Below are 25,171 nucleotides of genomic sequence, written 5' to 3'. Positions count from 1 at the left end.
CGCCGCAGCTCAGGGCTGCGGCTTCTTGATCAAGGCGCCAACGGCAGGAACCTGTCGCGTGCCAGGAATTTGCCGATCTGACCACGGTGTACATTCACCACGGCATAGGGGCTATCAGCCTTGGCCAGCAGTGAATGGTAGTGCTCGCGACGTTGTTCCTTGGTCTTCAAATGCGCGACGCTGTAATCGGCTTTCGGTGTGTTGGCCGTTTCGTAATGAAAATGCGCGTACCAAAGGGGAAAACCATCGGTGTCGTTGATCGCGTATTCCTGGAGGAAGTCCTTGCGGGCTCCTTTCAAGGCCTTGCGTTCGCCCAGTCGCGCGACCTGGATCAGTTTCTTTTCAAACAAATATTGAAGATTGCCATCGGTGGGCGGCAATTCCAGGCTCAATTCGGTGCGCAGGGCGGCGCCCTTGGCGGCCAGGCTGGAAATGGCATTGGACAGTTGCTGGCTCAACGCTTGATCCGCAGGCGAGGGTGATGCCCCTGAAGCCGCGAAAGCCCTGTCGAGTTCCGCCATGAGCGTGCGATAGCGACTCGCCTCATTGTTCATGATCTCCTCGATTTCCTGGGGATGGCGGCAGCGTTTCTTATAGCCTTCGGCGCGGCGCAGACGGTTGTCCAATTGTTTGAGCAGCTTCTGTGCGTCGCCCTGTATCGTCTTGACGGCTCTCGTTCTGGGCGCGGGAGCCGGTCGCCGGACTTCAACGACGTCCCAGACATCATCGTGGCGGGAGTAGGTTTCGAGGACCTCCCCGTTGATTTCGGAGTGGATCTCAACGACTTCAATGGGCAAGCTTGACCCGTCTGCAACGTCCACGTTTGTACCGGCCGGTTTGATATCGCCGATCAGAACGCCAGCTTTGCGGGTCATGATCAAGCGCTTTTTCTTGCGATCAAACGCCGGCTTGGCCGGACGTTTTCGAGGGTTCGGTTCCGGCTTGACCTCTGCCGCCAGTTTTCCCGAGACTTCGTCGTACAAGTCTTTGACCAGCGAAACCATCTTGTCGAAATAGATTTCCTCGAGCTCCTCGATATAGAGGATTTTTGCCACCTCGAGAGCTTCCAATGCCCTGCCGTACTGCTCGGTCAGGCTTGCCAGTACCGCCAGGTGCTCCGACGGTGGCAAGGTGTAGTATTTGATACTGGAATGAGCGCTGATCTGCATGGACAAGGGGTAGATTATTTCAAACAACGTTTCGAACAGGTCGGAATCGAGAGTCTTGACTGACACTATCGGCAGGGTAATCAATTGCGCGTCCTGGAGCGTTAAGACTGTCTTGTGTTTTTTATCGAAAGTCAGCAGCGATTCGCTGAAATTCGCCACGCTGGTCGCATCGAGGTTCAGCAGGTTCTCTAGCTGCTCATCCTTTATTTTCGCCCAGTGGATCGCCCGTTCACGGTACGAGACATTTTTCCGATGAAAGTCAAGGAAGCTCGGCCCCTTGCTTCGAGCGAGTTCGCGTGTCGGGTATGTATTAAATCCAGGATAATCATTGGCGAGGGCCTCCAGGTCCATGCAGACGACGCCATAGGCCATCTCTGCGCGCAGGAAGATACTCTGGGTGATCATCACAAGCTCAGGTCGCTTCAACTCCACATTCAGGGATTTGCGCTCGTCCTGGCTTGCGAGCATTTTCAAGTCAGTGGCAATTTGCCTTTCCAGCAGCTCATAAAGTGCTTGACGATCGAGTCGATGCTGCTCGGGCGTGATCACCTTACCCGTCTCGTCTCTAGGAGGCTTGCCATCGTCACGGGGCCAACCGTCACGGACCTTCTGGTCGGCTTTTTTTAGGTCGGCGGATTGGCTTGCCTGGCTGGCAAGATAGTCGTCAAGGTCCTTGTTGAGCTTTTTTTTTCGCTCCTTGAGCTCTTGAATACGGCTCTTCGGCATGCCTCCCCGCATGCGCAGGTTCAGGTCCAGGGTCCAGTTGCCGTGGCCGTCGGATTTCAACATCGGACCGTTCCGGCTTGGGTCCTGGGGATCGATGATCTTCACGTTGTCGTCCACATCCACGTCGACGGGGTACAGCGCTTGGTCAACCACGGCGTGCCATTTTGCACCGATGACGTACAAGCCCTTGAGCGGCCCGAACACGATGGGTTCGGGCAGCTTGGCGGGCCGATTCACTTGCATTCCTTGCAGTTGGGTCTGTTGTTCCGGTGTCAGGCGATGGCGGGCGCTGGCGAAGCTGAAATCCAGGGCCCTGGTAGGTGCGTGGGATTGTTCGCCGGGCAGGGCAACGATGCCTTCGATATATTTCGGCGTAGGCGGTGCGGGCCATTGTTGCGGCACGGCGCGCGGTGCCGGAGTTCGCATCGCTTGTTCCATGACCGGTTCCGTCACGGGTACACGCAAAGGAACTCGGACGGAAGGCACCTGGACCGCCAGCAGCGCCAGGTTGAGTAGCAGGTCGACGGCCGCAAGTTCGCGGGTGACCGGATCCTCGCTGGTCAGGGCCGGGATGTCGTTCTGGGCACTGAGCATCAGGTTGAACAGCCAGACGCAGCTCATGGCCGGGCCGCGCAACAGCGGGAACAGCAGTGTATTGAACAGCAGGCTGCCGCCCTTGAGCAGCAATGCCCAGCGGCTTTCGCTGTTGGACACCGACGCCCGGTCGGCCTGGGCGATCAGGGCATGGGCATTGCCGCCGTAGAGGTACTGCATCAACTCGCCTTTGCCCAAATATTGCAGCAACTCTCCGCTGGCTTCGTCGACGGCGAGCGTGGCCGGAGCGGGCCTGTCGGGAACGCTGTACTCGTCGCCTTGGTAGAAACGCACGATATGCGGTTCCTTGAAACCGCCGTTGGCATAGATCGGCCTGGCGGTGTCGGGCAGCCAGGTCAGGACACTGTCCTGCAGGGGACCGGTGGTGGCGATGGCATCGAACAATGCCTGGCGCGAAGTGAACTGTTGCAATGAGGGGGCATCAAGCGGTCGGTACAGCAGGTGCGGGCCTGTGGTCGCATCTTTCGACTCGATAATGAACATGTTGACCACCGTGTCGGGTGTGGCCTGGGGTTTGCGCAGCAAGGCCAGGTTCCGAATCACCACTGGCCGGCCATCGACCTGTCGTTCCTCGGCGGAAGAGGCAAACAAGGCCTCGATCAAGTCCAGGCCTTGACGGGTCATGCCGTTTGTCTTGGTATGCATCTGTTGGAGTGCCTCGAGCACCCACTGCGCCGGCATTTGCTCGGCGAAACGCCGCTCGCGGTTCTCCCTCTCGCTATCACGTAGAAGCGCTCTTTCCAGATATTTGGGGTAAGTCGTACCGATGTCGACCTGTTCGATCAGGCCGTTTTTGCGCGTGATGAACTCGTTAGTCAGCCATTGCGGCAGTGCCAGGCCTTGGCGGTGGCTGAGTTTTACCTGCCCGCTGGGCCGGGCAACCAGGTTATTGATGGCAAGGTCAGTCAGGCTCATCACCCTGGGTTCGCTGATGCCGATGGCGCCCGGATATCCTGCGGCGACGGTGTAGGTCAGCGTCACATCGTCAGGGTGATAATGGCTGGCCGGGACCTTTGTCCGGCTGTCGTCATTGGTGTGTTGCAGGCGGCTGGACAAGGCGTCGATGGCAAAGGTCCGGATGTCCTTGATGTCGCTGAGGAAAGTCTGTCCATCGCTGCGTTGCTTGGCACCGGCCAGCGCCAGGCTGTAGTGCTGGAATTTGGTCTGGTCGCCAAGGGGCGCTGTCTTCAACCATTGGGGCAGCAAGGCGCCCACTGGCTTCGCTGCCTGCGGTGTGGGTTGTGGAGTGTCGGTCAGGTATCGTGCGGGATCGCTCAGGTCGGCATAGAGTTTTTTCAGGTCTGGCCAACCGACCGTGGAGGGCAGCTTTACCGAGCGCAGGTCGGTCAGTTGTTGCTCCAATAGCATGCCGGCCTGAGTGTCGAAGGCGTTGCCGGCGATTTCGTAGCGTTGGCAACTGACCGTATCAACGATGTAGCGGTCGGCGATGCGTTGCGCCCAATACGCGTTGAACTCATCCATCGACGCGAAGGACCGCACGGCGCTGCCGGGACTGCAGAGCAGAATGACGAGGCCGTGAATCGTGTAGTGCTGCAGCAGGATGTCTGGTGTGGGCAAGACGGTGCTGTTGCCGTCCTGGGTAAGGGTGCTTTCCAGGCTATAGGCATAGACCGGGGATTTGTTGTGGCTGAAGCGGTATTCGCGGTCTGGCCACCGAGCGATCTGGTCCAAGGCGTCGCGCTCCGGCTCGGAGAGGCCCGGTTGCTGGAGCCCACGGATGTGCAGGATGTGCTTGAGCGTATCGCCGAGCCATTGCCAGCGATTGGCGTGGCTGTGGGTATCGAGCTCGGCGTTCCAGTAGTGGATGAGCGCATCTTCCAGTGCGATCGGCAGAATCCAGGGCAATTCGAATAGCAGTTTTTCGATAATCCTGACGTCCGGGATCTGGTCACCCGCGTCACGCAGGCGTTTGGGAAAGTCGGCGCTCAGATAACAGTCATAGTCGCCTTTTGAGCTGAAGTCCACGGGGGTGCCAGTAGCGAGATAATCAAGCACCGAGGCCATGAACGGCCGGGCAATCCAGCCATCGCCGGCCTCGTTCGGCATTGCTAGCTGAAGCGTGGGCAGGTCGAAGACCAGTGTGGGGTAGCGTGCCTTGATCGCTTTTTCGAGTTGCTGCTGCGCGACTGTTTCGAAGGACGGGTGATCGGCAAACTGTTGGCTGATGGTTTGTGTAAACGTAGCGGGGCTGTCAGCCGGAGTGGGCGAAGTCATGGGAAATCCTTTTCTGATTCAGTCGCCGGGATTGGCGACTGAATCAGTATCGATTGCCCTTTTTCGTGCGGGTGGTACATAGATACCACCTCGTTGAGGCGCAGGGTGGTTGGGCCTGCATGATTGAAGGTAAAAGCCGCAGTCCTGGAACGGCGGCTTCCTGATCAAGGCGCCAACGGCAGGAACCTGTCGCGTGCCAGGAATTTGCCGATCTGACCACGGTGTACATTCACCACTGCATAGGTGTTATCAGCCTTGGCCAGCAGTGAATGGTAGTGCTCCCGACGTTGTTCCTTGGTTTTCAAATGCGCGACGCTGTAGTCGGCTTTCGGTGTGTCGGCCGTTTCGTAATGAAAGTGCGCGTACCAGAGGGGAAAGCCGTCAGTGTCGTTGATCGCGTATTCCTGGAGGAAGTCCTTGCGGGTTCCTTTCAAGGCCTTGCGTTCGCCCAGTCGCGCGACCTGGATCAGTTTCTTTTCAAACAAATATTGAAGATTGCCATCGGTGGGCGGCAATTCCAGGCTCAATTCGGTGCGCAGGGCGGCGCCCTTGGCGGCCAGGCTGGAAATGGCATTGGACAGTTGCTGGCTCAACGCTTGATCCGCAGGCGAGGGTGATGCCCCTGAAGCCGCGAAAGCCCTGTCGAGTTCCGCCATGAGCGTGCGATAGCGACTCGCCTCATTGTTCATGATCTCCTCGATTTCCTGGGGATGGCGGCAGCGTTTCTTATAGCCTTCGGCGCGGCGCAGACGGTTGTCCAATTGTTTGAGCAGCTTCTGTGCGTCGCCCTGTATCGTCTTGACGGCTCTCGTTCTGGGCGCGGGAGCCGGTCGCTGGACTTCGACGACGTCCCAGACATCATCGTGGCGTGAATAGGTGGCGATTACCTCGTTATCGACTTCGGAGCGCAGCTCGACGACTTCAATCGGCAACGACGTGCCGGCTGGTTTCAGGTCGCCGATCAGTACGCCGCTGTTACGGGTATTGATCACTTGTTTTCGGGGGCGCCCCGCCGGTGGTTGCGAACGTCTTGGCTGGCGCCTGCGCGGTTTTGGCTCCGGTTTGACTTCTGCCGCGAGCTTCCCGGATACCTCTTCATAGAGCCCCTTGACCACCTCGACCAGCCTGTCGAAATAGGATTCTTGAATATCCTCGACATATAAGGTTTTCATCCCCTGGAGTGCGTCCAAGGCTTCGCCATAATGCTCGGTCAGGCTCTCTAGGATTCGAAGTTGATCCGAGGGAGATAAATCGTACAGCCGTAGATCCGAGTGAGTGCGCACATGCTCCCCCAAGGGGCGGACAATGCGATAAAGGCTGTTGGGCAAATCAGTTTCGCCATGTTTGATCGCCAGCACCGGAAGTGTGGCCAGCTGCAAGGCCTTGACGCTCGTTGCACTGGGTTCATCCACTGGGCGGTCTCTGGTCAGCCGTTCGAACACCTGAGCACCCGCAGTGTTCAGGTTCAATAATTTATCCAGGTATTCGTCCTTGAGCTCCAGCCAATGGATTTGGCGGTCATTGTTATCACTTATCGCATCGAGGAATTTCACGTAGCCTTGAAAGTCTTGCCTGACGGCTTCCATCACCGCGGACGGCTCCTGGAATTGGGGGTGGCCCGCATTAATGGCGACATATTCCGTTTGGTTGACGAGAAACGCTTTACGGGCATTATTGACGATGTTTTCCATCAGCTGAGGAATGGTGCCTGAAGGTAATTCGATTCCCAGCCTGGCGCGCTCGGGTGCGCTGTCCAGTAATTTCAAATAGGTGTCGGTCTGCTCGACAAGCAGGTCATAGAACACTTTGCGTTTCGGTGCACGTTGTGCCTCGGTATAAGGACCTCCTTCCGTTCTCGCCATGACTGCCTGAGCGATATCCAAGGCATCTTGTTTTTGAGTTTGTTGTGCCGTGAGGTCTCCCAGTTCCTTAATCAGATCGATTGTTCTTTGCGCATTGAGGCGACGCTGCTCGGCCGTGCGTTTGGGGGGCATGCCTGCGCGCAAGCGCAAGCGCAGGTCCAGGGACCAGGTGCCTTGGCCATCCGATTGCAACAGCGGTCCCCGGCGTGACTTGGTCATTGGGTCGATGACCGTTACGCTGCCGTCCGATTCCGTCTCGACTCGATAGAGGTGACCTTCAACCAGCGCGTGCCAGGCGTTCTCGATCAGGTACAGGCCCGTGAGCGGACCAAGTTTTATGGGGGCCGGTAGCGCAGTAGGCGGTCGCACTTCCATGCGCCGCAATTGCGTCCGTTGCTCTGGCGTCAGGCGGTTACGGGCATTGGTGAAGCTGAAATCGAGGATCGCGCCTGGGGTTCCGGCGCCTGGCAAGGCCACGGAGCCTTCCAGGATGTCTGGCAAAGCGGGGGCAGGCCATCGCTCAGGGACAACGCGCTGGGCGGGCGCGCGCATCGCTTGGTTCTTGATGGATGCCGACACGGGCACAGGCGAAGGTGCACGGATCGACGATAGCTGGCTCACCAGCATGGCCAGGTTGACCAGGAAATCAACAGCGGCCAACTCCCGTGTTGCCGGATCTTCGCTGATCAGTGCAGGGATATCCTGGCTGGCGCTGGCCATCAGGCTCCACAGCCAGACGCTGGCCATGGCCGGGCCGCGCAACAGTGGAAACAGCAGCGTGTTGAACAGCAGGCTGCCGCCCTTGAGCAGCACAGCCCAGCGGCTTTCGCTGTTTGAGACCGAGTCGCGGTCAGCCTGGATGATCAGGGTTTGGGCATTGCAGCCGTAGAGATACTCCAACAACTTGCCATTGGCCAAATATTGCAACAGTTCGTCATCGCCTCCGTTGATGGCGAGCGTGGCCGGCGCGGGCCTTTCGGGGGCGTCGAATTCGTCACCCTGGTAGAAGCGCACGATATGCGGTTCCTTGAACCCGCCGTTGGCATACACCGGCCGAGCTGTATCGGACAGCCAGGTCAGGACGCTGTGTTGCAAGTCCCCGGTGGTGGCGACGGCTTGCAACAATGCCTGGCGTGTCGGGAATTGCAACAACGCGGGCGCATAGAGCGGGCGATACAACACGTGCGGACCGGCCGTGACGTCTTGCGTCTCGACGATGAACATATTGCTCGCAACGTCAGGCCGGGCCTGGGGCGTGCGCAGGAAAGCCAAGTGCCGCATGACCACGGAACGGCCATCAACTTGACGGTCTTCGGCGTTGGGTTGCAGGACCGCCTCTACCAGGCGCAGCCCTTGGCGGGTCATGCCGTTCTCGTTATTCAGCGTGTTTTGCAGTGCTTCAAGCGGCAGGTGCGCCGAGACCTGTTCGGCAAATATCTGCTGATGTAGCTGCGCTTGAGACGAGTCGCCCAGCAGTTCCTGTTGCAGGTAACGAGGATAAGTCGTACCGATGTCCACCTGCTCGATCAATCCGCCCCTGCGAGTAATGAAATCTGGCGTCAACCAGGCTGGCAAAGCCAGGCCCAGGCGATGACTGAGCTTCAGGTTGCCACTGGGCCGTGCGATCAGATTGTCGATGGCCAACTGAGTCAGACTCATCGTTCTCTTCTCGCTGATACCCACGGTTCCGGGATACCCCGCCGAGACGGTGAACGTCAGTACCACATCGTCGGGATGAAACAAGCGAGATAGGGACCTGGCCGGGCTGCTGTCGTTGGTTTGCTGCATTTTTGCAAGCAGGGCGTCAGCCGTGAACGTCCGGATGTCGTTGAGATGGACGCGGCCTTGATCGCGTTTTTTCACGCTGGCCAGCGCCAGGCTGTAGCGTTGGAATCTCGTCTGATCGGCAAGGGGGGCGTTCTTCAGCCATTCGGGAAGTAACGGCTTGAGTCGTGTCGCGGTGTCTGCGCTGAGAGGGGGGGTGTCGCGCAAGTATCGAGCCGGATCGCTCAGCTCGCGGTAGAGCGCCTTGAGCCCCTGCACGCCAATGCTGGAAGGTAACCTGACCATTTTCATATCCGCCAATTGCTGCTCCAGGATCATGGCGGCCTGGGTGTCAAAGGCGTTGCCGTCAATCTCGTAGCGGTTGCAGGTGACAGTGTCGATGACATAGCGGTCAGCGATCTGAGCACGCCAGCGGCTGTTCAAGTCCTCGATCGAGTCGAAGGACTGCACGGCTCCACCAGCGCTGCACAACAAGATGGCCAGGCCGCTCTGGGAGTAGTGGAGCAGCAGGAGGTCGCTGCTGGAGAGCATGGTGCTGGAAGTGCCCTGGGTGAGGGTGCTCCCCAGGCTGTAGGCATAGACGGGAGAAGGGTTGTGGCTGAAGCGTTGCTCACGGTCTGGCCAACGGACGATCTGGTCCAGGGCTTCGCGCGCCGGTTCGGACAATCCTGGCTGTTGCAGTCCTTGGATATGCAGCATGTTCTTGAGTGAGTCGCTGAGCCATTGCCAGCGGCTGTTGTGAACACCGGAGTCGAGCTTGGGACTGCTGTCGATGTCGGTATTCCAATAGCGAGCCAGTGCGTCGTCAAGGCCGATGGGTACCGTCCAAGGCAGCTCAAGCACCAGCTTTTCAATCACCTTCATGTCCAGGTTGCCGACATCCGACCGAAGACGACGTGGGATCGTGTCGGAAAGATAACAGTCAAAACTACCGCTGGAACTGAAGTCCACCGGGGTGCCGAACGCCAGGTATTCAAGCACTGAAGTCATGAACGGCTTGAAACTCCAGCCTTTGGCGGCTGCATCCGGCATCGCCAGGTGGGTGCGGGCCAGATCGATGATCAGCGAGGGGTACCTTGCCTTGATGGCTTGTTCAAGCATTTGTTGTGCGATTTGCTCGAAAGTCGGGCGACCGGCGAATTGCTGGCTGACGTTCTGTTCGAATGTGGGGACGCTTTCAGCGTGTGAGGGCGAGGTCATAAGAAATCCTTTTCCAAAACTCACGGCCGTCGGAATGACGACGAGGGTCAAGTGTCGGGATTCCCTTCCCCCGCGTGCGGTATATAGATACCACCCGCTGGGCGCGGGTTGTATCAGGCTTGGTCGGGATCGCTGCCCAGCACCACGTTCAAGGCGCTGCGGGCATCGTCCAGTTGCACCAGGGTCGCGTGGCGCGCGCCGAGGGCGTCGCGGTTCTCGATGGCGGTGAGGATCGCCTTGTGCCGCGGCATCGCCAGTTCATGCAGGTTGGGCCGCTGGTTGGAGTGCTTGAGGGCTTCGGCGATGGCCACGGACAACATGTTGCATAGATTGGCGAGCAGGTCGTTGTGAGTGGCGTCGGCGATACGACTGTGGAAGTCCAGGTCCGGTTGCAGCAACGCTTCGGGCGTCGGGGCCGCTTCCATGCGCTGGTAGGCTTCGCTGATGGCGGCGATGTCGTCGTCGGTGGCGAACTGGGCGGCGAGGGCGGCGGCGGCGGGCTCGATGATGCTGCGCACGCTGGTGAGCAGGCCGAAGAATTCATTCTGCGGGCTGCTTTGCATCAACCAGTGCAGCACGTCCGGGTCGAGCATGTGCCATTCCCGACGGGCCTTGACCACCGTGCCCACCCGCGGGCGCGAATACACCAGCCCCTTGGCGACCAGTACCCGGGTGGCTTCGCGCAGCACCGGGCGGCTGACGGCATACTCTTCGCACAACAGGGCTTCGGCGGGCAATTTATCGTCCGGCTTGAAGCGCCCGGAGACGATCTGCATGCCCAGTTCCTGGACGATGCGCGCATGCATGCTTTTGCGGTCGGAGGGTTTGCGGTAATCCATGGGACGCGGCGCGATCCTGTGCGAGGGGGGTGTTGCGCATGATAGCAGGCGCGGCGATGGCGGGTCGCTAGTGCGAGTTTTTGATGCAGATGAAGAGTCTTTGTGGGAGCTGAGCTTGCTCGCGATGAGGCACTTCCAGTCAACATCTCTGTTGTCTGTTACACCGCTATCGCGAGCAAGCTCAGCTCCCACAAAGTTTGCTCCCATAAGGGAGACCTGGGTCAGTGAGAGTGGCGGGGCACCTCGGCGCCGCGACAGCCCACCAGGAAGTCGAAGTCGCAGCCCTGGTCCGCTTGCAGCACATGGTCAATGTACAACTGGCGGTAGCCGCCCACCAATAGCTGTTGCGGTGGCGCGAGGTCGGCCAGGCGCGCGGCGAGTTCGGCGTCGGGGATGTCCAAGTGCAGGCGGCCGCTGGCGCAATCGAGCTCGATCCAGTCGCCTTCCTTCACGGCGGCCAAAGGCCCGCCGGCTGCGGCTTCCGGCGCCACGTGCAGCACTACGGTGCCGTAGGCGGTGCCGCTCATGCGCGCGTCCGAAATACGCACCATGTCCGTCACGCCTTGGGCCAGCAGCTTGGCCGGCAAGCCCATGTTGCCCACTTCAGCCATGCCCGGATAACCCTTTGGCCCGCAGTTTTTCATCACCAGGATCGAGTCGGCGTCCACATCGAGCTCGGGGTCGTTGATCCGTGCCTTGTACTCGTCGAAGTTCTCGAACACCACGGCACGGCCGCGATGCTGCATCAACTCAGGGGTGGCGGCGGAAGGCTTGAGCACCGCGCCCAGTGGCGCCAGGTTACCCCGCAGTACGCAGATACCACCGTCGGCGCGGATCGGGTTGTCGAGGGTGCGGATGACTTCGTCCTGGCCGTAGATCGGTGCGTCCTTGGTGTTGTCGCCAAGGCTCTTGCCGTTGACCGTCAGCGCCTTCGGGTGAGGGATCAGGTTGGCTTCGCCCAGGCGCCGCAGCACGGCGGGCAGGCCGCCGGCGTAGTAGAACTCTTCCATCAGGAAACGCCCGGACGGTTGCAGGTCGACAATGGTCGGCATGCCGCGACCGATGCGGGTCCAGTCGTCCAGGTCCAGTTGCACGCCGATGCGTCCGGCAATGGCCTTGAGGTGGATCACCGCGTTGGTCGAGCCACCGATAGCGGCGTTGACGCGGATGGCGTTCTCGAAGGCTTCCTTGGTCAGGATCTTCGACAGTTTCAGGTCTTCACGGACCATTTCCACTGCACGCATGCCGGACATATGGGCCAATACATAACGACGGGCGTCCACGGCCGGAATCGCCGCGTTGTGGGGCAGGGAAGTGCCGAGGGCTTCAGCCATGCAGGCCATCGTCGAGGCCGTGCCCATGGTGTTGCAGGTACCGGCCGAGCGGGACATGCCGCCCTCGGCCGCGAGGAAATCGTCGATGGTAATGGTGCCGGCCTTGACCTGTTCGCTCAATTGCCAGACCACAGTGCCGGAGCCGATGTCCTGGCCTTTGTGCTTGCCGTTGAGCATCGGCCCGCCGGTAACGACGATGGCCGGTACGTCACAACTGGCGGCGCCCATTAGCAGGGCGGGGGTGGTCTTGTCGCAACCGGTAAGCAGCACCACGCCGTCGATCGGGTTGCCGCGAATCGCTTCTTCCACGTCCATGCTCGCCAGGTTGCGGGTCAGCATGGCGGTAGGGCGCAGGTTCGATTCGCCGTTGGAGAACACCGGGAATTCCACTGGGAAACCCCCGGCCTCGATCACGCCACGCTTGACGTGCTCGGCGATCTGCCGGAAATGCGCGTTGCACGGCGTCAGCTCCGACCAGGTGTTGCAGATACCGATGATCGGCTTGCCGTGGAACTGATGGTCGGCGATGCCCTGATTTTTCATCCAACTGCGGTACATGAAGCCGTTTTTGTCGGCGGTGCCAAACCATTGGGCCGAGCGCAGGGAGGGTTTCTTATCAGACATGATCGATTCTCTTATTGTATGACTATATTGTTCTAGCTGAAGCGTAACATAAGCGCAATTTGTGCGGTTTGGAAGTGTTGTTGGGTAAATAGTATTACTATATAGTCCGATTCAACGGAGGGATTGTCCTGGCGGCCATTCGCGAGAGAAATCCCCCGAGGTTCTATAACAACAACAATCGGAGACCGGTCCCATGAGCCAGGAATTGCGGCTTATTCGCCGCATTACGCTGAAACTGATTCCCTTCCTGATCCTGCTGTACCTGATCGCCTATGTGGACCGCTCGGCGGTGGGCTTTGCCAAGCTGCACATGGGCGCCGACATCGGCATCGGCGACGCCGCCTACGGCTTGGGTGCAGGGCTGTTTTTCATCGGCTATTTCCTGCTGGAAATCCCCAGCAACCTGATGCTGGAGCGCTTCGGTGCTCGGCGTTGGTTCGCTCGGATAATGATCACCTGGGGCGCCATCACCATTGGCATGGCGTTCGTGCAAGGGCCCCATAGCTTCTATGTGATGCGCTTTTTGCTGGGGGCGGCCGAAGCCGGGTTCTTCCCGGGCGTGCTCTACTACATCACCCAGTGGTTCCCGGTGCGCCATCGCGGCAAGATCCTGGGGCTGTTCATTCTCTCCCAACCCATCGCGATGATGATCACCGGCCCGGTGTCCGGCGGCTTGCTGGGCATGGACGGCATCCTTGGCCTGCATGGCTGGCAATGGCTGTTCATTGTCATCGGCCTGCCGGCGGTGCTGTTGACCTGGCCGGTGCTGCGCTACCTGCCGGATGGCCCGCAACAAGTGAAATGGATGGACCAGGCCGAGAAGGACTGGCTGACCGGTGAGCTGAAAAAAGATTTGCAGGAATACGGCCAGACCCGCCATGGCAATCCGCTGCATGCCCTCAAGGACAAGCGTGTGTTGCTGCTGGCGCTGTTCTACCTGCCGGTGACCTTGAGCATCTATGGTCTGGGCTTGTGGTTGCCGACGCTGATCAAGCAGTTCGGCGGCAGCGATCTGGTGACCGGTTTCGTGTCATCGGTGCCGTACATTTTCGGCATCGTCGGCCTGCTGATCATTCCCCGCAGTTCCGACCGCTTGAACGACCGCTACGGTCACCTGGCCGTGTTGTACGTGCTGGGCGCCATCGGCCTGTTCCTCAGCGCCTGGTTGTCGGTGCCGGTGTTGCAATTGGCGGCGCTGTGCCTGGTGGCGTTCGCGCTGTTTTCCTGCACAGCGGTGTTCTGGACCTTGCCGGGACGGTTCTTTGCCGGCGCCAGTGCGGCGGCGGGCATCGCGCTGATCAACTCGGTGGGCAACCTGGGTGGCTACATTGGTCCGTTCGTGATCGGTGCGCTGAAGGAGCACACCGGCAACCTGGCTTCGGGGCTGTATTTCCTGTCCTGTGTGATGGTGTTTGGCTTGGTGTTGACTGGCGTGGTCTACCGCCTGCTGGAGCGCAAGCATGTGTTGCCGGCGGATCAGTTTGCCGCCAGCGCCCGGGGAGCGACACGTACCTGAATCTGAGGGCTGACGCTGATCAAACTGTGGGAGCGAGCCTGCTCGCGAAAGCGGTTTTCCATCCACCAATAATGTCGACTGTCAGACCGTTTTCGCGAGCAGGCTCGCTCCCACAGGGGACTGCACCGAGGTCAAAATTTGTTTACAGGGAGAAAACCCATGCGTTTAGTTCAGTTCGAATTGAGTAACGGCGAACGCCGCGTCGGTGTGGTCGAGGGCGATCAAGTGCGCGAAGTGCAGGGCGCCGGCACCGTGCGCGAGTTGGCGCTGGCCGCCATCGAAGCGGGTGTGAAGCTTGAGCAACAGGTCGACAGCCTGGGCCTGGGTGCCAGCCATGACTACGCGCAGTTGCTCGGTGAGCTGCGCGTCCTGCCGCCGCTGGATCACCCGGACCCGGCGCACCTGTTGGTCAGTGGCACCGGCCTGACCCATCTGGGCAGCGCCTCGGCCCGGGACAAGATGCACCAGCAGGCCGGCGACGAAGCGACCATGACCGACACCATGCGCATCTTCAAGTGGGGCGTGGAGGGCGGCAAGCCCCAGGCCGGGCAGGCCGGTGTGCAGCCGGAATGGTTCTACAAGGGCGACGGCAGCATTGTCGTCCGTCCGGGCCAGCCGTTTCCGTTGCCGCCGTTCGCCGAAGACGCCGGCGAGGAGCCGGAAATCAGCGGCCTGTACGTCATCGGTCACGACGGCAAGCCGTATCGCCTGGGCTTTGCCGTGGGCAACGAGTTTTCCGACCACGTGATGGAGCGCAAGAATTACCTGTACTTAGCCCATTCGAAATTGCGCAGTTGCAGTTTCGGCCCGGAACTTCGCGTGGGTGAACTGCCTCAACATCTGTCCGGGACCAGTCGTATCCTGCGCAACGGCGAAGTGCTGTGGCAGAACGAATTCCTCAGCGGCGAGGCGAACATGTGCCACAGCCTCGAAAACCTGGAATTCCATCACTTCAAATACAGTCAGTTCCTGCGCCCGGGGGACGTCCATGTTCACTTCTTCGGCACCGCGACCCTATCGTTCGCCGATGGCATCCGCACGCAGCCGGGGGATGTGTTCGAAATCAGCCAGGCTGAATTCGGCGCGCCGCTGGTCAACGGTATTGCCCCGGTGGACGCGGTGTTCAATCCGGGTACTATCGGCACACTTTGAAAGGAGACTTGCGATGAACCAGATCCTTGGCCACAACTACATCGGCGGGGCGCGCAGCGCGGCCGGCCAGACCCGCCTGCAGAGCGTCGACGCCGCCACCGGCGAGGCCTTGCCCCATGAATTCGTCCAGGCCACGGCCGAAGAAGTCGATGCCGCCGCCAAGGCTGCCGCCACGGCGTATCCAACTTATCGCAGCCTGAGTGCGGTACGCCGGGCCGAGTTCCTCGACGCCATTGCCGATGAGCTGGACGCCTTGGGCGATGATTTCGTGGCCGTGGTCTGCCGTGAAACCGCCTTGCCGGCGGCGCGGATCCAGGGCGAGCGAGGTCGTACCAGCGGCCAGATGCGCCTGTTCGCCAAGGTCCTGCGCCGTGGTGATTTCTACGGCGCGCGCATTGACCGCGCCTTGCCGGAGCGCACGCCGCTGCCGCGTCCGGACCTGCGTCAGTACCGCATCGGCCTCGGCCCGGTGGCGGTGTTCGGCGCCAGTAACTTCCCCCTCGCGTTTTCCACCGCCGGTGGTGATACCGCAGCGGCGCTGGCCGCCGGCTGCCCGGTGGTGTTCAAGGCCCACAGCGGCCACATGGCCACGGCAGAACATGTGGCCGACGCGATCATTCGCGCGGCCGAGAAAACCGCGATGCCGGCCGGTGTGTTCAACATGATCTATGGCGGTGGCGTCGGCGAATGGCTGGTCAAGCATCCGGCGATCCAGGCCGTGGGTTTCACCGGTTCCCTCAAGGGCGGGCGTGCCCTGTGCGACATGGCGGCCGCGCGGCCCCAGCCGATCCCGGTATTCGCCGAAATGTCGAGCATCAACCCGGTGATCGTATTGCCCCAGGCGCTGGAAACCCGCGCCGAAAGCATCGCTCGCGACCTGACCGCCTCGGTGGTGCAGGGCTGCGGCCAATTCTGTACCAACCCGGGCCTGGTGATCGGCATTCGCTCGCCGCAGTTCACCGCCTTCACCCAACAGGTGGCCGCGCTGATCGGCGACCAGTCTGCCCAGACCATGCTCAACGCCGGCACGCTGCAAAGCTACGGCAAGGGCCTGCAAAAGCTGCTGGCGCACCCGGGCATCGAACACCTGGCCGGGCGCGAGCAGCAGGGCAACCAGGCCCAGCCACAGTTGTTCAAGGCTGACGCCAGCCTGCTGATCAACGGTGACGAGGCGCTGCAAGAAGAAGTCTTTGGGCCGACCACGGTGTTTGTCGAAGTCGCCGACCAGGCGCAACTGACCGCGGCGCTGAACGGCCTGCACGGCCAACTCACCGCGACGATGATTGGCGAGCCGGCGGATTTCGAACAGTTCGGCGAACTGACGCCGTTGCTGGAGCAGAAGGTCGGCCGTATCCTGCTCAACGGTTATCCGACCGGCGTGGAGGTGTGTGATTCGATGGTGCACGGCGGGCCTTACCCGGCGACGTCCGATGCCCGTGGCACTTCGGTGGGTACATTGGCGATCGATCGCTTCCTGCGTCCGGTGTGCTTCCAGAACTACCCGGACAGCCTGTTGCCCGAGCCACTGAAGAACGCCAACCCGCTGGGGATCCAGCGGTTGGTGGATGGGGTGCCGGGGCGCGAGGCGCTCTGAGGGTTGCGGTGAGGTCGTTACATTCAGGTTGAATGTGCCGGCCTCATCGCGAGCAGGCTCGCTCCCACAGAAGATTGATGATGAGCGTAAATCCCCTGTGGGAGCGAGCCTGCTCGCGAAAGCGATATGTCAGGCAACACCGCTTTCGAACCTTATGGCCCAAGGCCCACTCCCACATTGGGTTATCATGGCACTTTCCCAATGACCGACTGATCACCATGACTGCCGTAACCGACACCCTGCTGCACGCCCTCGAACATTGCAACATGCTGATTATCGATGGGCTGCATGCATTCGATTTCTCCCTCGACGAGCAAGATCAGTTGCACGTTGAGTGCATGAATGGCCGCACCCTCGAACATTGGCGTTTCACACCAACGCAGATGCAGGCTGCGACCTTCGACAAAGCCCTGAAGCGTTGGATCATCACCAGCGATTCGGGCGATCACCACCTGGAATGCGTGGAAGCCACCAGCGGCCACGACGATGAGGACTCCGATCATGAAGATGCGTAGTTTCTGGCCCTTGTTGATGGCCGGCAGCGTGGGCGCCATGGGCGTCCAGGCCGACACCAGCGAGCACCACCAGTTGTTGGTGGGTTCCTACACGGCGGGCCAGAGCCAAGGCATCTACCGGTTGCAGTTCGACAGCCGCACCGGCCAGATCGACGCCAACCCGTTGCAAGTGATCAAGACAGACAATCCTTCCTGGCTGACCCTGTCCAAGGACATGACCCGGCTGTTCGTGGTCAACGAAAACGGGCCGGGCCAGAAAGACCCGGTGGGCAAGGTCAGCAGCTACGCCATCGACCCGAAGACCCATGCCATCAGCCTGATCAACCAAATGCAATCCCTGGGTAACGAGCCGACCCATTCAAGCTTGAGCCACGATGGCCAGCATTTGCTGGTCAGTAACTACTCCGTCCTGGAAAACCCGGGCGGCACCTTGGTGGTGCTGCCGGTGGGGGCGGACGGCAAGCTGGCGCCAGTGGTCCAGTCGGGCAGCCATCAGCCGAGTCGGGTCAATCCCGAGCGGCAGAAGTCCGCTCATGTGCATTCCGCGGTGCCGTCACCGGACGGCAACTATGTGTTCGCCAATGACTTGGGGGCGGACAAGGTGTTTGTCTACCGCTACGACCCCAAGGCCAACCCCGAACTGCCGTTGACCCCTGCCGATCCGCCCTTCGTGCAACTGCCACCGGGCAGCGGGCCGCGCCATCTGTTGTTCAGTAGCGATGGCAAGCATGCCTGGTTGACGATGGAGATGACCGCTCAGGTCGCGGTACTCGATTACCAGGACGGCCGCCTGACCCAGCGCCAGTTGGTCGATCTGGCCGACGGCAAACCTCAGCCGGGTAAAGCGGCGGCAGCGTTGCATGCGTCCAGGGACGGCAAGTTCCTGTATGTCAGTAACCGTGGCACCACCAACGAAATGCTGGTGTTCGCTGTCGACCCGGCCTCCGGCACCTTGAAGGAACTGCAGCGACGCTCCGTCGAGGGCGATCACCCCCGGGAGTTCAGCCTCGATCCAAGGGAAAAATTCGTCTTGATCGCCAATCAGAAGAGCAACCAGATCGTGGTCATCGAGCGCGATCCAAAGACCGGACTGCTGGGCAAAACGGTCCAGAAGCTGCCCATGGATGCGCCGAGCGATGTGAAATTCCTGGTGCCTTAATAACGTGAAGGCCTCGATTTTCGGGGCCTTCGCCGTTGTATCAACGAGACTGATAGTCGCTAGTATTACAAAGCATTTCAAGGCGAGACGCCTCGGCGCGTAAGTTTGCTTCACGGCCCCACCGGGCAAATCAGCCAACTGAATCCGAGGATTACCGCCATGAACCTGAATCTTTTTTCCGTGATCGCCGCTTCCGCCATTTCCGCCACCGTGGCATTGCCAGCCAGTGCCAGCATCGAGATCAGCGACAAGAAAAACCGCACCCAGAGCTACACCGAGAAGTACCTGCAACAAAGCGCCAACTTCTATGCGGCGCTGGACCACAAGACCCAACACTGAATAACGATGACCATTGAAGCCTGCGATCTTTTCATTTCTTTCTTGGGGTACCAGATGGAGAGAAAAGATCGCAGGCTTCGTGCGCAGGGGTGAAAATCCTCGTTGTGATATCACATGGCCATGTGTTTAAATTTGACGCTAGTTAATTGACTCCTTACCAATAAGGATCGACACCATGGCGATGCGTCTGGCAGTGATGCTGCTGTTCCTCTATTCCACACCCATTGTTTCGGCTGCCCAGCCGGATGCCGGCGAGCTGGAAGTCGCGCGTGAGCGATTGTTGAGCTTGCTGAGTGACTGAGAGGGTAGGTTCTATCAATCAATAAACCTGATGGTGACTATGTATATTAGTCGCTACTCATAGCGGTTTATTTGATTGATTCTGTGGGCATTCAAACATGCCCACGGAGAACCCCATGGCCAGCGCAATCCTTTCTTCTGCCAAACACGGCGCCTACATAGCCATTGGTTTCTATGTGGCCTTGGTGCTGCTGGTCAGTGTTGGAGCCCAGTATCAGAGCGCCGTTGAAGCCTCTCTGCACACTTCCACTCTTGGTCATCATCAAGTCTCCGCTGTCGCTGCCGAACAGGGCGCAGTGAATGGAGCCGCCGGGGCATGAACAGGTGCAAATTCTGGGTGATCGCCTTCCTGGCGTTCATCACCAATGGTTTTTCATTACTCGGATTGGGGCAGGCGTCGGCGGGGTCGTTGGCGCGGACCATCGAATGCAACCACAACATCGCCCATAACATCCTCACCGCTCGGGCATTGGGGGTGTTGGTGGGGAATCCGCCGGCCAAGCCAAGGGTGGCGGTGTCAGGGCCGTTTCAAATTGACTGCGCCAGAGTGCGCATGTGCAGCACCGAGGCTTGAACAGGTTGTCGAGCTTTTGTGGCGAGGGAGCTTGCTCCCGCTGGCCTGCGCAGCAGGCCCATTCGGGCTACATCCAAAGCGTCTGCTGCGCAGACGAGCGGGAGCAAGCTCCCTCGCCACGAAGCACGCTCGCCGGATAACTATCTATTTGGCCATGATCGCTTCGAACAGCTCTGAATCGAGCAAACCCTGCAACCATGCTTGTAGCCGGGGATAGGGCGCCTGGGCAAACCAGTCGCGGTCGACATGGGCGAACTGCCGTATGAAGGGCAGCACGGCCACGTCGGCCAGGCTCGGGTGCTCCGCCGCCAGGAATGGCCTGGCTTCAAGCAATGCCTCCAGCCTGCGCAGAAAGCGTTCACCCTCGCTACGGTAATGTTCCTTCGAGTACTCGGGATGGCGTTCGGGGTATTTGTAGCGATTCAAGTGAAGCTTGAACACCTGGTCGTTTTCCTCGAGCAACGCTGCCGTCAACGCTTGGCCTTCGGGGTCGTCCCGTAGTCTCCAATCTTGCGGATCATGCTGGGCCAAGGCCCAGCCCATGATCTCCAGGCTTTCATCGATCACCCGGCCATCGACCTGCAGCACCGGCACCGTGCCCTTGCTGGACAACGCGAGCATTTCGGCTGGTTTGGCCTTGAGGCTGACTTCGACGATATCCAACGCGATACCGCTGTAGCGCAAGGCCATGCGCGCCCGCATCGCATAGGGGCAGCGGCGGAAGGAATAGAGCGTGGCGCCGCTCATTTCACTTCCACCGTGCTCAACCCGTTGCCTTGGCGCCGCACCTGGATCTGCACCGGGATCCGCTCGTGCATTTCCTGCACATGGGAAATCACCGCGACCTTGCGGCCTTGGGCTTGCAAGCCGTCGAGGGCGTCCATCGCCAGTTGCAGCGATTCGGGGTCGAGGCTGCCGAAGCCTTCGTCAATGAACAGCGATTCGATCTTCAAGGTGCTGGACGCCATCGACGCCAGGCCCAAGGCCAGGGCGAGGGAGACCAGGAAAGTTTCGCCGCCGGACAACGAATGCACCGAGCGCAGTTCATCGCCCATTTCCGTGTCCATCACCAGCAACCCGAGCATGCTGCCGCCGCGCTTGAGCCGGTAGCGGCGCACCAGTTGCCGCAGTTGGGCGTTGGCGTGGTGCACCAGCAAGTCGAGGTTGTACGCCTGGGCCAGCTTGCGGAAACGATCACCGGTGGCCGAGCCTATCAGGGCATCGAGGCGGGCCCAGCGCTGGTATTCGGCGTAGGCCTGGTCGATCTGCTGGGCCAGGGCCTGGTTGGCGTTCTGCCGGCGCTGGTCCTCGGCCTGTTCGGCGCGTAGTTCGGCGCAACGCTGTTCGCTGGCGGCGAATTGCGCTTGCAGTTCGGTGAGGGCTTCGGCGAGTTGCTCGGCGGCCAGGTTGCCGTTGTGCTGGGCCTGGTGGTTATGCAGGCGTTGCTCGCGTTCGGTGAGCAGGACGCGGGCCTGTTCGATGGCTTTTTCGCTGTTGAGCAAGCGCTGGCGCAACTGACTGACGTGTTGCTCGTCCAGGCCGAGCAGGGTTTGGAGGGCGGCATCGTCCAGTTCAGGATGGCCGTTGCGCCACTGCGCGATACCCGTATCCAGGGCCTGAAGTTCATGGTCCAGGGATTGTGCCTGTTCCTGGCGGGCCTTGAGTTCGGCGGCCAGTTGCACGAGGTTGTTGCGCAATTGCTGCAGTTGCTGATTGGCCGTCGCCTCGGCTTCCCGGGCCTGTTCGAGGCTCTGGTCGAGTTGTTGCTGCCAGTGCTCGGCGCTGGTGTGCTCGCCGAGCAGTTGCGCGAGTTTTGCCTGGCCGGCCTGCTGTTGCTCGCTCAAGGTGCTGAATTGCACGCGGGTCGCTTCCAGTTGCTGGACGCGAGTCTGCTGGCGGTCCTGTTCTTTCTCCAGGGTCTGCTGGCGCTGGAGCTGTTCGCTCAGTTCGTCGCGTTGCTGGTCCAGTTGCGCCAGGCGCTGGGCGATCTGCTGGTCGAGCTGCAAGAAGGTCGCGGCGGGCTCGCTGCGCAAAGCCTGCAAGGTATCCGCCGGCAGCAGGGTGCTGAAGTGGCTCAATTCCTCGTCCAGGCGCTGGCGGTCGCGGGCCAGCGCTTGCTGCTGGTTGCCCAAGTGCTGTGACGCCTGTTGGCTGGCGACTTCGGCCTCGCGCAGGCGCTGGCCCATGCGTGCGGCGTCTTGCTGCAGGGTGAGCAGGGCGGCTTGCCGTTGTTCGTCCTGGGTGATGCGCAGGTGCAATTGGCTGTTCTGCTGGGCGAGCCAGGCGTTGCGCTTGCTCGAATCCTGGGCCGTCAGTTGCGCCCACAGCGGGTGGGTTTCGAGGCTGGGGGCCAGGCCCTGTTGTTGGCTGGCTAGCTGTTCCTGCTGCTGTTTGAGTTCCTTGAGCTGGGCCATGACGCCGCTGTACTGCGCCCGCAGGTCGATGACTTTTTCATTGAGCAGGTCGACGGCCTGGCGGGCGTTTGCCTCTTCGGCTTCATCAAAGCGCCCGAGGTTCTCCAGCAGGGCTTCGGGCTGATGATAAGGATGCTCGACACTGCCGCACACCGGGCAGGGTTGCTCGTCCTGCAACTGGGCGCGCAGTTGCTCGACGCTTTCGCTGCGGGCCAGGCGCTGGCGTGCCAGCAGTTCGCGGGTCACGCTCAGGGTCTGTTCGGCGATGGTCAGTTCGGCCTTGGCTTCGCCGCCCTCACGCACCAAGCGGTCACGCTCCTGCAACGCTTGTTGCTGGCGTTGCTCAAGCTCGGCGCCGCGTTTGTCCAGCTCTTGTTGACTGGCCCACAGCCGGGTCAGTTCTTCGAACGCGCGCAGTTGCTTGCGGTTGTCTTGCAGCAGATTGCCAAGCAACTGGATCTGTTCGGCCACGGCCTCGGGCTCGGCGTCGGCTTCTTTGTAGAGCACTTCGAGGTCTTGCCGGCGGCTGGCCAGTTCCTCGACGGCACGGGCGGCGCTTTGTTCCAGTGTGGCGAGTTCGGCCTGGCCCTGGTTCAGGCGATTGCCAATCAGCATCAGTTGCTGGAGGCGATCGCGATAGGCATTCCAGGCGTCGCTCAGCGGCGCCAGGTGCGTGCTTTGCTCAAGTTCGCCAGCGATGTGCTGCAAGCGCTCGGCCACCTGTTTTTGCTGGTCAAGCAAGGTATCGAGGGTGCGCTGGCCTTCGCTCCACGCCTGTTGCGCCTGTTCCTGGCGCTCGGCGGCTTGGCTGGTGTCCTTGGCGAGGCGGGCCAGGCTGCTTTGCTCTTCAAAGGCCTGGCGCAGCAACGGTGCGCAGTCGTTGCTTTGTTGCCGAGCCGCGGCTAATGCCAGTTGCGCGGCGCCCAAGTGTTTTTCCAGCTCGGCCTGCTGTTGATGCAGGTCAATCTGCTGCTGGGTGAGCTGCTGAATCTGCGCGGCCAAGGGGGCGAGCTGTCGGCTCAGTTCTGCCTGGCGGATGAACTGATGGCGCTGGGGCGCCAGTTGTTCCAGGCGGGTCAGTTTCAGGCGTTCGTCGGCCAGGGCGTCCCAATCGACCTGGCCCTGTTGCAACTGCTCGGCGGCGCTGGCGTGTTCGTCCTGCAACTGGCGCAGGTCCCGCAGCCAGGTGTGTTGCTGTTCCAGTTGCTTGAGCTGCGCCTGCTGGGTCTTGAGCTGCTGCTGGGCGTCGTTGAAGCGCTGGTCCAGCTCGGCCCGGGCCTCGGGGGCCAGCGGCGTGACGCCGCTGGCCTGGTCTTGCAATTGCCGGTGGCTGTCCTTGGCTTGCTTGGCCTTGTCGAAGGCGCGGCGGCCGAGGCGGGTATACAGGGCGGTGTCGGTGAGTTTTTCCAGCAGTTCGCTGCGGTCGTTGTCATCGGCCTTGAGGAACGCGCTGAACTCGCTCTGGGCCAGCAACACGGCGCGGGTGAACTGCTCGAAGTTCAGGCCCAGGGCGGCTTCGAGCTGGGTCTTGTATTCGCCTTTCTGGCTCGCCAGCAGTTGATCGTTGTCCAGGTCCCGCAGGCTCTGGCGGCTGGCTTGCAACTTGCCGCCGGCCTTTTCCCGGGCGCGATTGGCTTCCCAGCGGGCCCGATAGCGGCGCCCGTCGATGCCGCGAAAATCCACTTCGGCAAAACCGTCGCCAGTGCCACGGCGCAACAGCGTGCGCGGGTCGCCCGTGGCGATCTCGCCATCGACGTCCGGCACCTTGGCGTCGCGCCCGGTGTTGTTGAGGCGCGGTACGGCGCCGAACAGCGCCAGGCACAAGGCGTCGAGCAGCGTGCTCTTGCCGGCGCCCGTTGGGCCGGTAATAGCGAACAGGCCGGCGCTGGCCAAGGGTTCGGCGGTGAAATCGATTTCAAACGGCCCGGCCAGGGACGCCAGGTTCTTCAGGCGGATCGCGAGAATCTTCATGGCTGCTCGCTCTCCATCTGCACGTCTTGCAACAGCACGGCAAAGTCCTTGAGGGTTTGTTCATCCACTTCGTTGCCGTAGGTATCCTGCCAGGCGCGGCTGAACAGTTCCTGCGGGCTGAGCTGATCCAGCTCCACCAGCGCGCTGCCGTCATCGGCCCCGCCGGCGCTACCGTTGCCGGCGTACTCGGCGCCGATCCGTACCAGGCGCACGGCCTTGCTTTGCAACGCGGTTTCAACCTGGTGGCGCAGGTCTGGCTGTGGTTCGTCAAGGCGCACCCGCACCTCCAGCCAGGGTTGGCGCTGGATGTCGGCCAGCAGGTCGATGTCGGGCAGCTCCTTGAGTTGCCCGAGAATATCGGCCAGGGGGGCCGGGCCCAGGCGTTGAAGATTGACGGCCCGGGGAATCAGGCGGGGCTCGACCTTGACCAGGGTTTCGCCGTCCAGGGTGATGTCGAGAATCTGATGCTGGTAGCCAATCTCCGAGAACGACAACGGGATTGGCGAGCCGCTGTAGCGGATACGTTCTTCACCGTTGACCTTCTGCGGCTTGTGCAGGTGGCCGAGGGCAACGTAGCTGATGCTCGAGCCGAACAGGCTGGCGGGCAGGGCCTCGGCGTTGCCGATGATCAGGCTGCGTTCGGAATCCTCGGACACCGAACCGCCAGCCATGTGCGCATGGCTGACGGCGATCAGCGCCTGGCCTTTCTTGCGCTTGCTGTTGGCGGCGGCGATCAGCCACTCATGCACCTGGCCGATGCCCCGCAGGTAGTCGTCACCCAGTTGCGCGCCGGTGACTTCGGCGGGGCGCAAGAACGGCAGGGCCAGGCACCACGCCTTGACCTTGCCCTTGGCGTCGGGCAACGGCAACAACAGGCGCTCGACGTCCAGTTGGCCGTCGTCCAGCCACAGCACCCGGCCCAAGGCGTGGGTGCGCAGGCGTCGCATCAGCGGCGCAGGCAATTCGATACGCGAGCCGGAGTCGTGGTTGCCGGCAATCATCACGATGGTCAGGTTGGCGTTTTGTTCATGGGCGCTGACGATGAAATCGTACAGGCGCTCCTGGGCTTTGACCGGCGGGTTGACGGTGTCGAAGATGTCGCCGGCGATCAGCAGCACGTCGGGCTTTTCCTGGCTCAGCTGACGCAGCAGCCAATCGAGGAAGCAGGCGTGTTCGAAATCGCGTTCCTGGCCGTGCAGGTTTTGCCCCAGGTGCCAGTCGGAGGTGTGAAACAGACGCAAGGTGAAC

At 61.0% G+C, this 25,171-nt stretch carries 16 protein-coding genes; 9 read left to right on the top strand and 7 right to left on the bottom strand.

Annotation, left to right across the window (positions count from 1 at the left end; all coding sequences use genetic code 11):
- Positions 1-29 precede the first annotated feature (29 nt).
- The 4 genes from J3361_RS15095 to J3361_RS15080 all read right to left on the bottom strand — a co-directional run bounded on the left by J3361_RS15095 (position 30) and on the right by J3361_RS15080 (position 12,389).
- The gene (locus J3361_RS15095; RefSeq protein WP_207965259.1) at positions 30-4,745 is read right to left on the bottom strand and encodes a DUF6543 domain-containing protein; all 4,716 of its coding nucleotides are present in this window, start codon (positions 4,743-4,745) and stop codon (positions 30-32) included.
- 164 nt (positions 4,746-4,909) lie between these two features.
- Positions 4,910-9,592, bottom strand: coding sequence for a DUF6543 domain-containing protein (locus tag J3361_RS15090; RefSeq protein WP_207965258.1), 4,683 nt, complete (start codon positions 9,590-9,592; stop codon positions 4,910-4,912).
- 113 nt (positions 9,593-9,705) lie between these two features.
- Positions 9,706-10,431 (bottom strand): FadR/GntR family transcriptional regulator, encoded by a 726-nt coding sequence (locus tag J3361_RS15085; RefSeq protein WP_207965257.1) that lies wholly within the window; start codon positions 10,429-10,431, stop codon positions 9,706-9,708.
- 221 nt (positions 10,432-10,652) lie between these two features.
- Positions 10,653-12,389 (bottom strand): IlvD/Edd family dehydratase, encoded by a 1,737-nt coding sequence (locus J3361_RS15080; RefSeq protein WP_207965256.1) that lies wholly within the window; start codon positions 12,387-12,389, stop codon positions 10,653-10,655.
- 193 nt (positions 12,390-12,582) lie between these two features.
- Between J3361_RS15080 and J3361_RS15075 the strand changes: the two genes are divergently transcribed.
- The 9 genes from J3361_RS15075 to J3361_RS15040 all read left to right on the top strand — a co-directional run bounded on the left by J3361_RS15075 (position 12,583) and on the right by J3361_RS15040 (position 19,538).
- Positions 12,583-13,905 (top strand): MFS transporter, encoded by a 1,323-nt coding sequence (locus J3361_RS15075; protein WP_207965255.1) that lies wholly within the window; start codon positions 12,583-12,585, stop codon positions 13,903-13,905.
- Positions 13,906-14,064: 159 nt separating this feature from the next.
- Positions 14,065-15,057 carry an AraD1 family protein gene (araD1, locus tag J3361_RS15070; protein ID WP_207965254.1) on the top strand — a complete coding sequence of 331 codons (993 nt, stop codon included), beginning with the start codon at positions 14,065-14,067 and terminating at the stop codon, positions 15,055-15,057.
- A 13-nt stretch (positions 15,058-15,070) separates the two neighbouring features.
- A complete protein-coding gene (locus J3361_RS15065) occupies positions 15,071-16,651 on the top strand; it encodes an aldehyde dehydrogenase (NADP(+)) (protein ID WP_207965253.1) in 1,581 nt (526 codons plus the stop codon).
- A 218-nt stretch (positions 16,652-16,869) separates the two neighbouring features.
- Positions 16,870-17,166, top strand: coding sequence for a DUF5629 family protein (locus tag J3361_RS15060; RefSeq protein WP_207965252.1), 297 nt, complete (start codon positions 16,870-16,872; stop codon positions 17,164-17,166).
- Entirely contained in the window at positions 17,153-18,325 is a 1,173-nt protein-coding gene (locus tag J3361_RS15055; protein ID WP_207965251.1) for a lactonase family protein, read from the top strand. The genes J3361_RS15060 and J3361_RS15055 overlap by 14 nt, the downstream gene beginning before the upstream one ends.
- 159 nt (positions 18,326-18,484) lie before the next feature.
- A complete protein-coding gene (locus J3361_RS15050; protein ID WP_018611529.1) occupies positions 18,485-18,664 on the top strand; it encodes a hypothetical protein in 180 nt (59 codons plus the stop codon).
- A 175-nt stretch (positions 18,665-18,839) separates the two neighbouring features.
- Positions 18,840-18,965 carry a hypothetical protein gene (locus J3361_RS29710; protein WP_256587218.1) on the top strand — a complete coding sequence of 42 codons (126 nt, stop codon included), beginning with the start codon at positions 18,840-18,842 and terminating at the stop codon, positions 18,963-18,965.
- Positions 18,966-19,080: 115 nt separating this feature from the next.
- Complete coding sequence (locus tag J3361_RS15045) at positions 19,081-19,284, top strand: hypothetical protein (protein WP_207965250.1); 204 nt, start codon at positions 19,081-19,083, stop codon at positions 19,282-19,284.
- Entirely contained in the window at positions 19,281-19,538 is a 258-nt protein-coding gene (locus J3361_RS15040; RefSeq protein WP_207965249.1) for a hypothetical protein, read from the top strand. The genes J3361_RS15045 and J3361_RS15040 overlap by 4 nt, the downstream gene beginning before the upstream one ends.
- Positions 19,539-19,682: 144 nt before the next feature.
- Here the strand turns inward: J3361_RS15040 and J3361_RS15035 are convergent, their stop codons facing one another.
- From J3361_RS15035 to J3361_RS15025, 3 genes are read right to left on the bottom strand one after another with little or no spacing between them, the layout of a single operon-like run.
- On the bottom strand, positions 19,683-20,285 hold the full coding sequence (locus J3361_RS15035; RefSeq protein ID WP_207965248.1) for a glutathione S-transferase: 603 nt from the start codon (positions 20,283-20,285) through the stop codon (positions 19,683-19,685).
- A complete protein-coding gene (locus tag J3361_RS15030; protein WP_207965247.1) occupies positions 20,282-23,923 on the bottom strand; it encodes an AAA family ATPase in 3,642 nt (1,213 codons plus the stop codon). Before J3361_RS15030 ends, J3361_RS15035 begins: the two co-directional genes overlap by 4 nt.
- Positions 23,920-25,164 (bottom strand): exonuclease SbcCD subunit D C-terminal domain-containing protein, encoded by a 1,245-nt coding sequence (locus tag J3361_RS15025; RefSeq protein ID WP_207965246.1) that lies wholly within the window; start codon positions 25,162-25,164, stop codon positions 23,920-23,922. Before J3361_RS15025 ends, J3361_RS15030 begins: the two co-directional genes overlap by 4 nt.
- Positions 25,165-25,171: the final 7 nt, after the last annotated feature.

The sequence above is a fragment of the Pseudomonas sp. OA65 genome (assembly GCF_017498305.1).
Taxonomy (GTDB): domain Bacteria; phylum Pseudomonadota; class Gammaproteobacteria; order Pseudomonadales; family Pseudomonadaceae; genus Aquipseudomonas; species Aquipseudomonas zanjanensis.
This window is presented reverse-complemented; position numbering and strand designations above follow the sequence as displayed.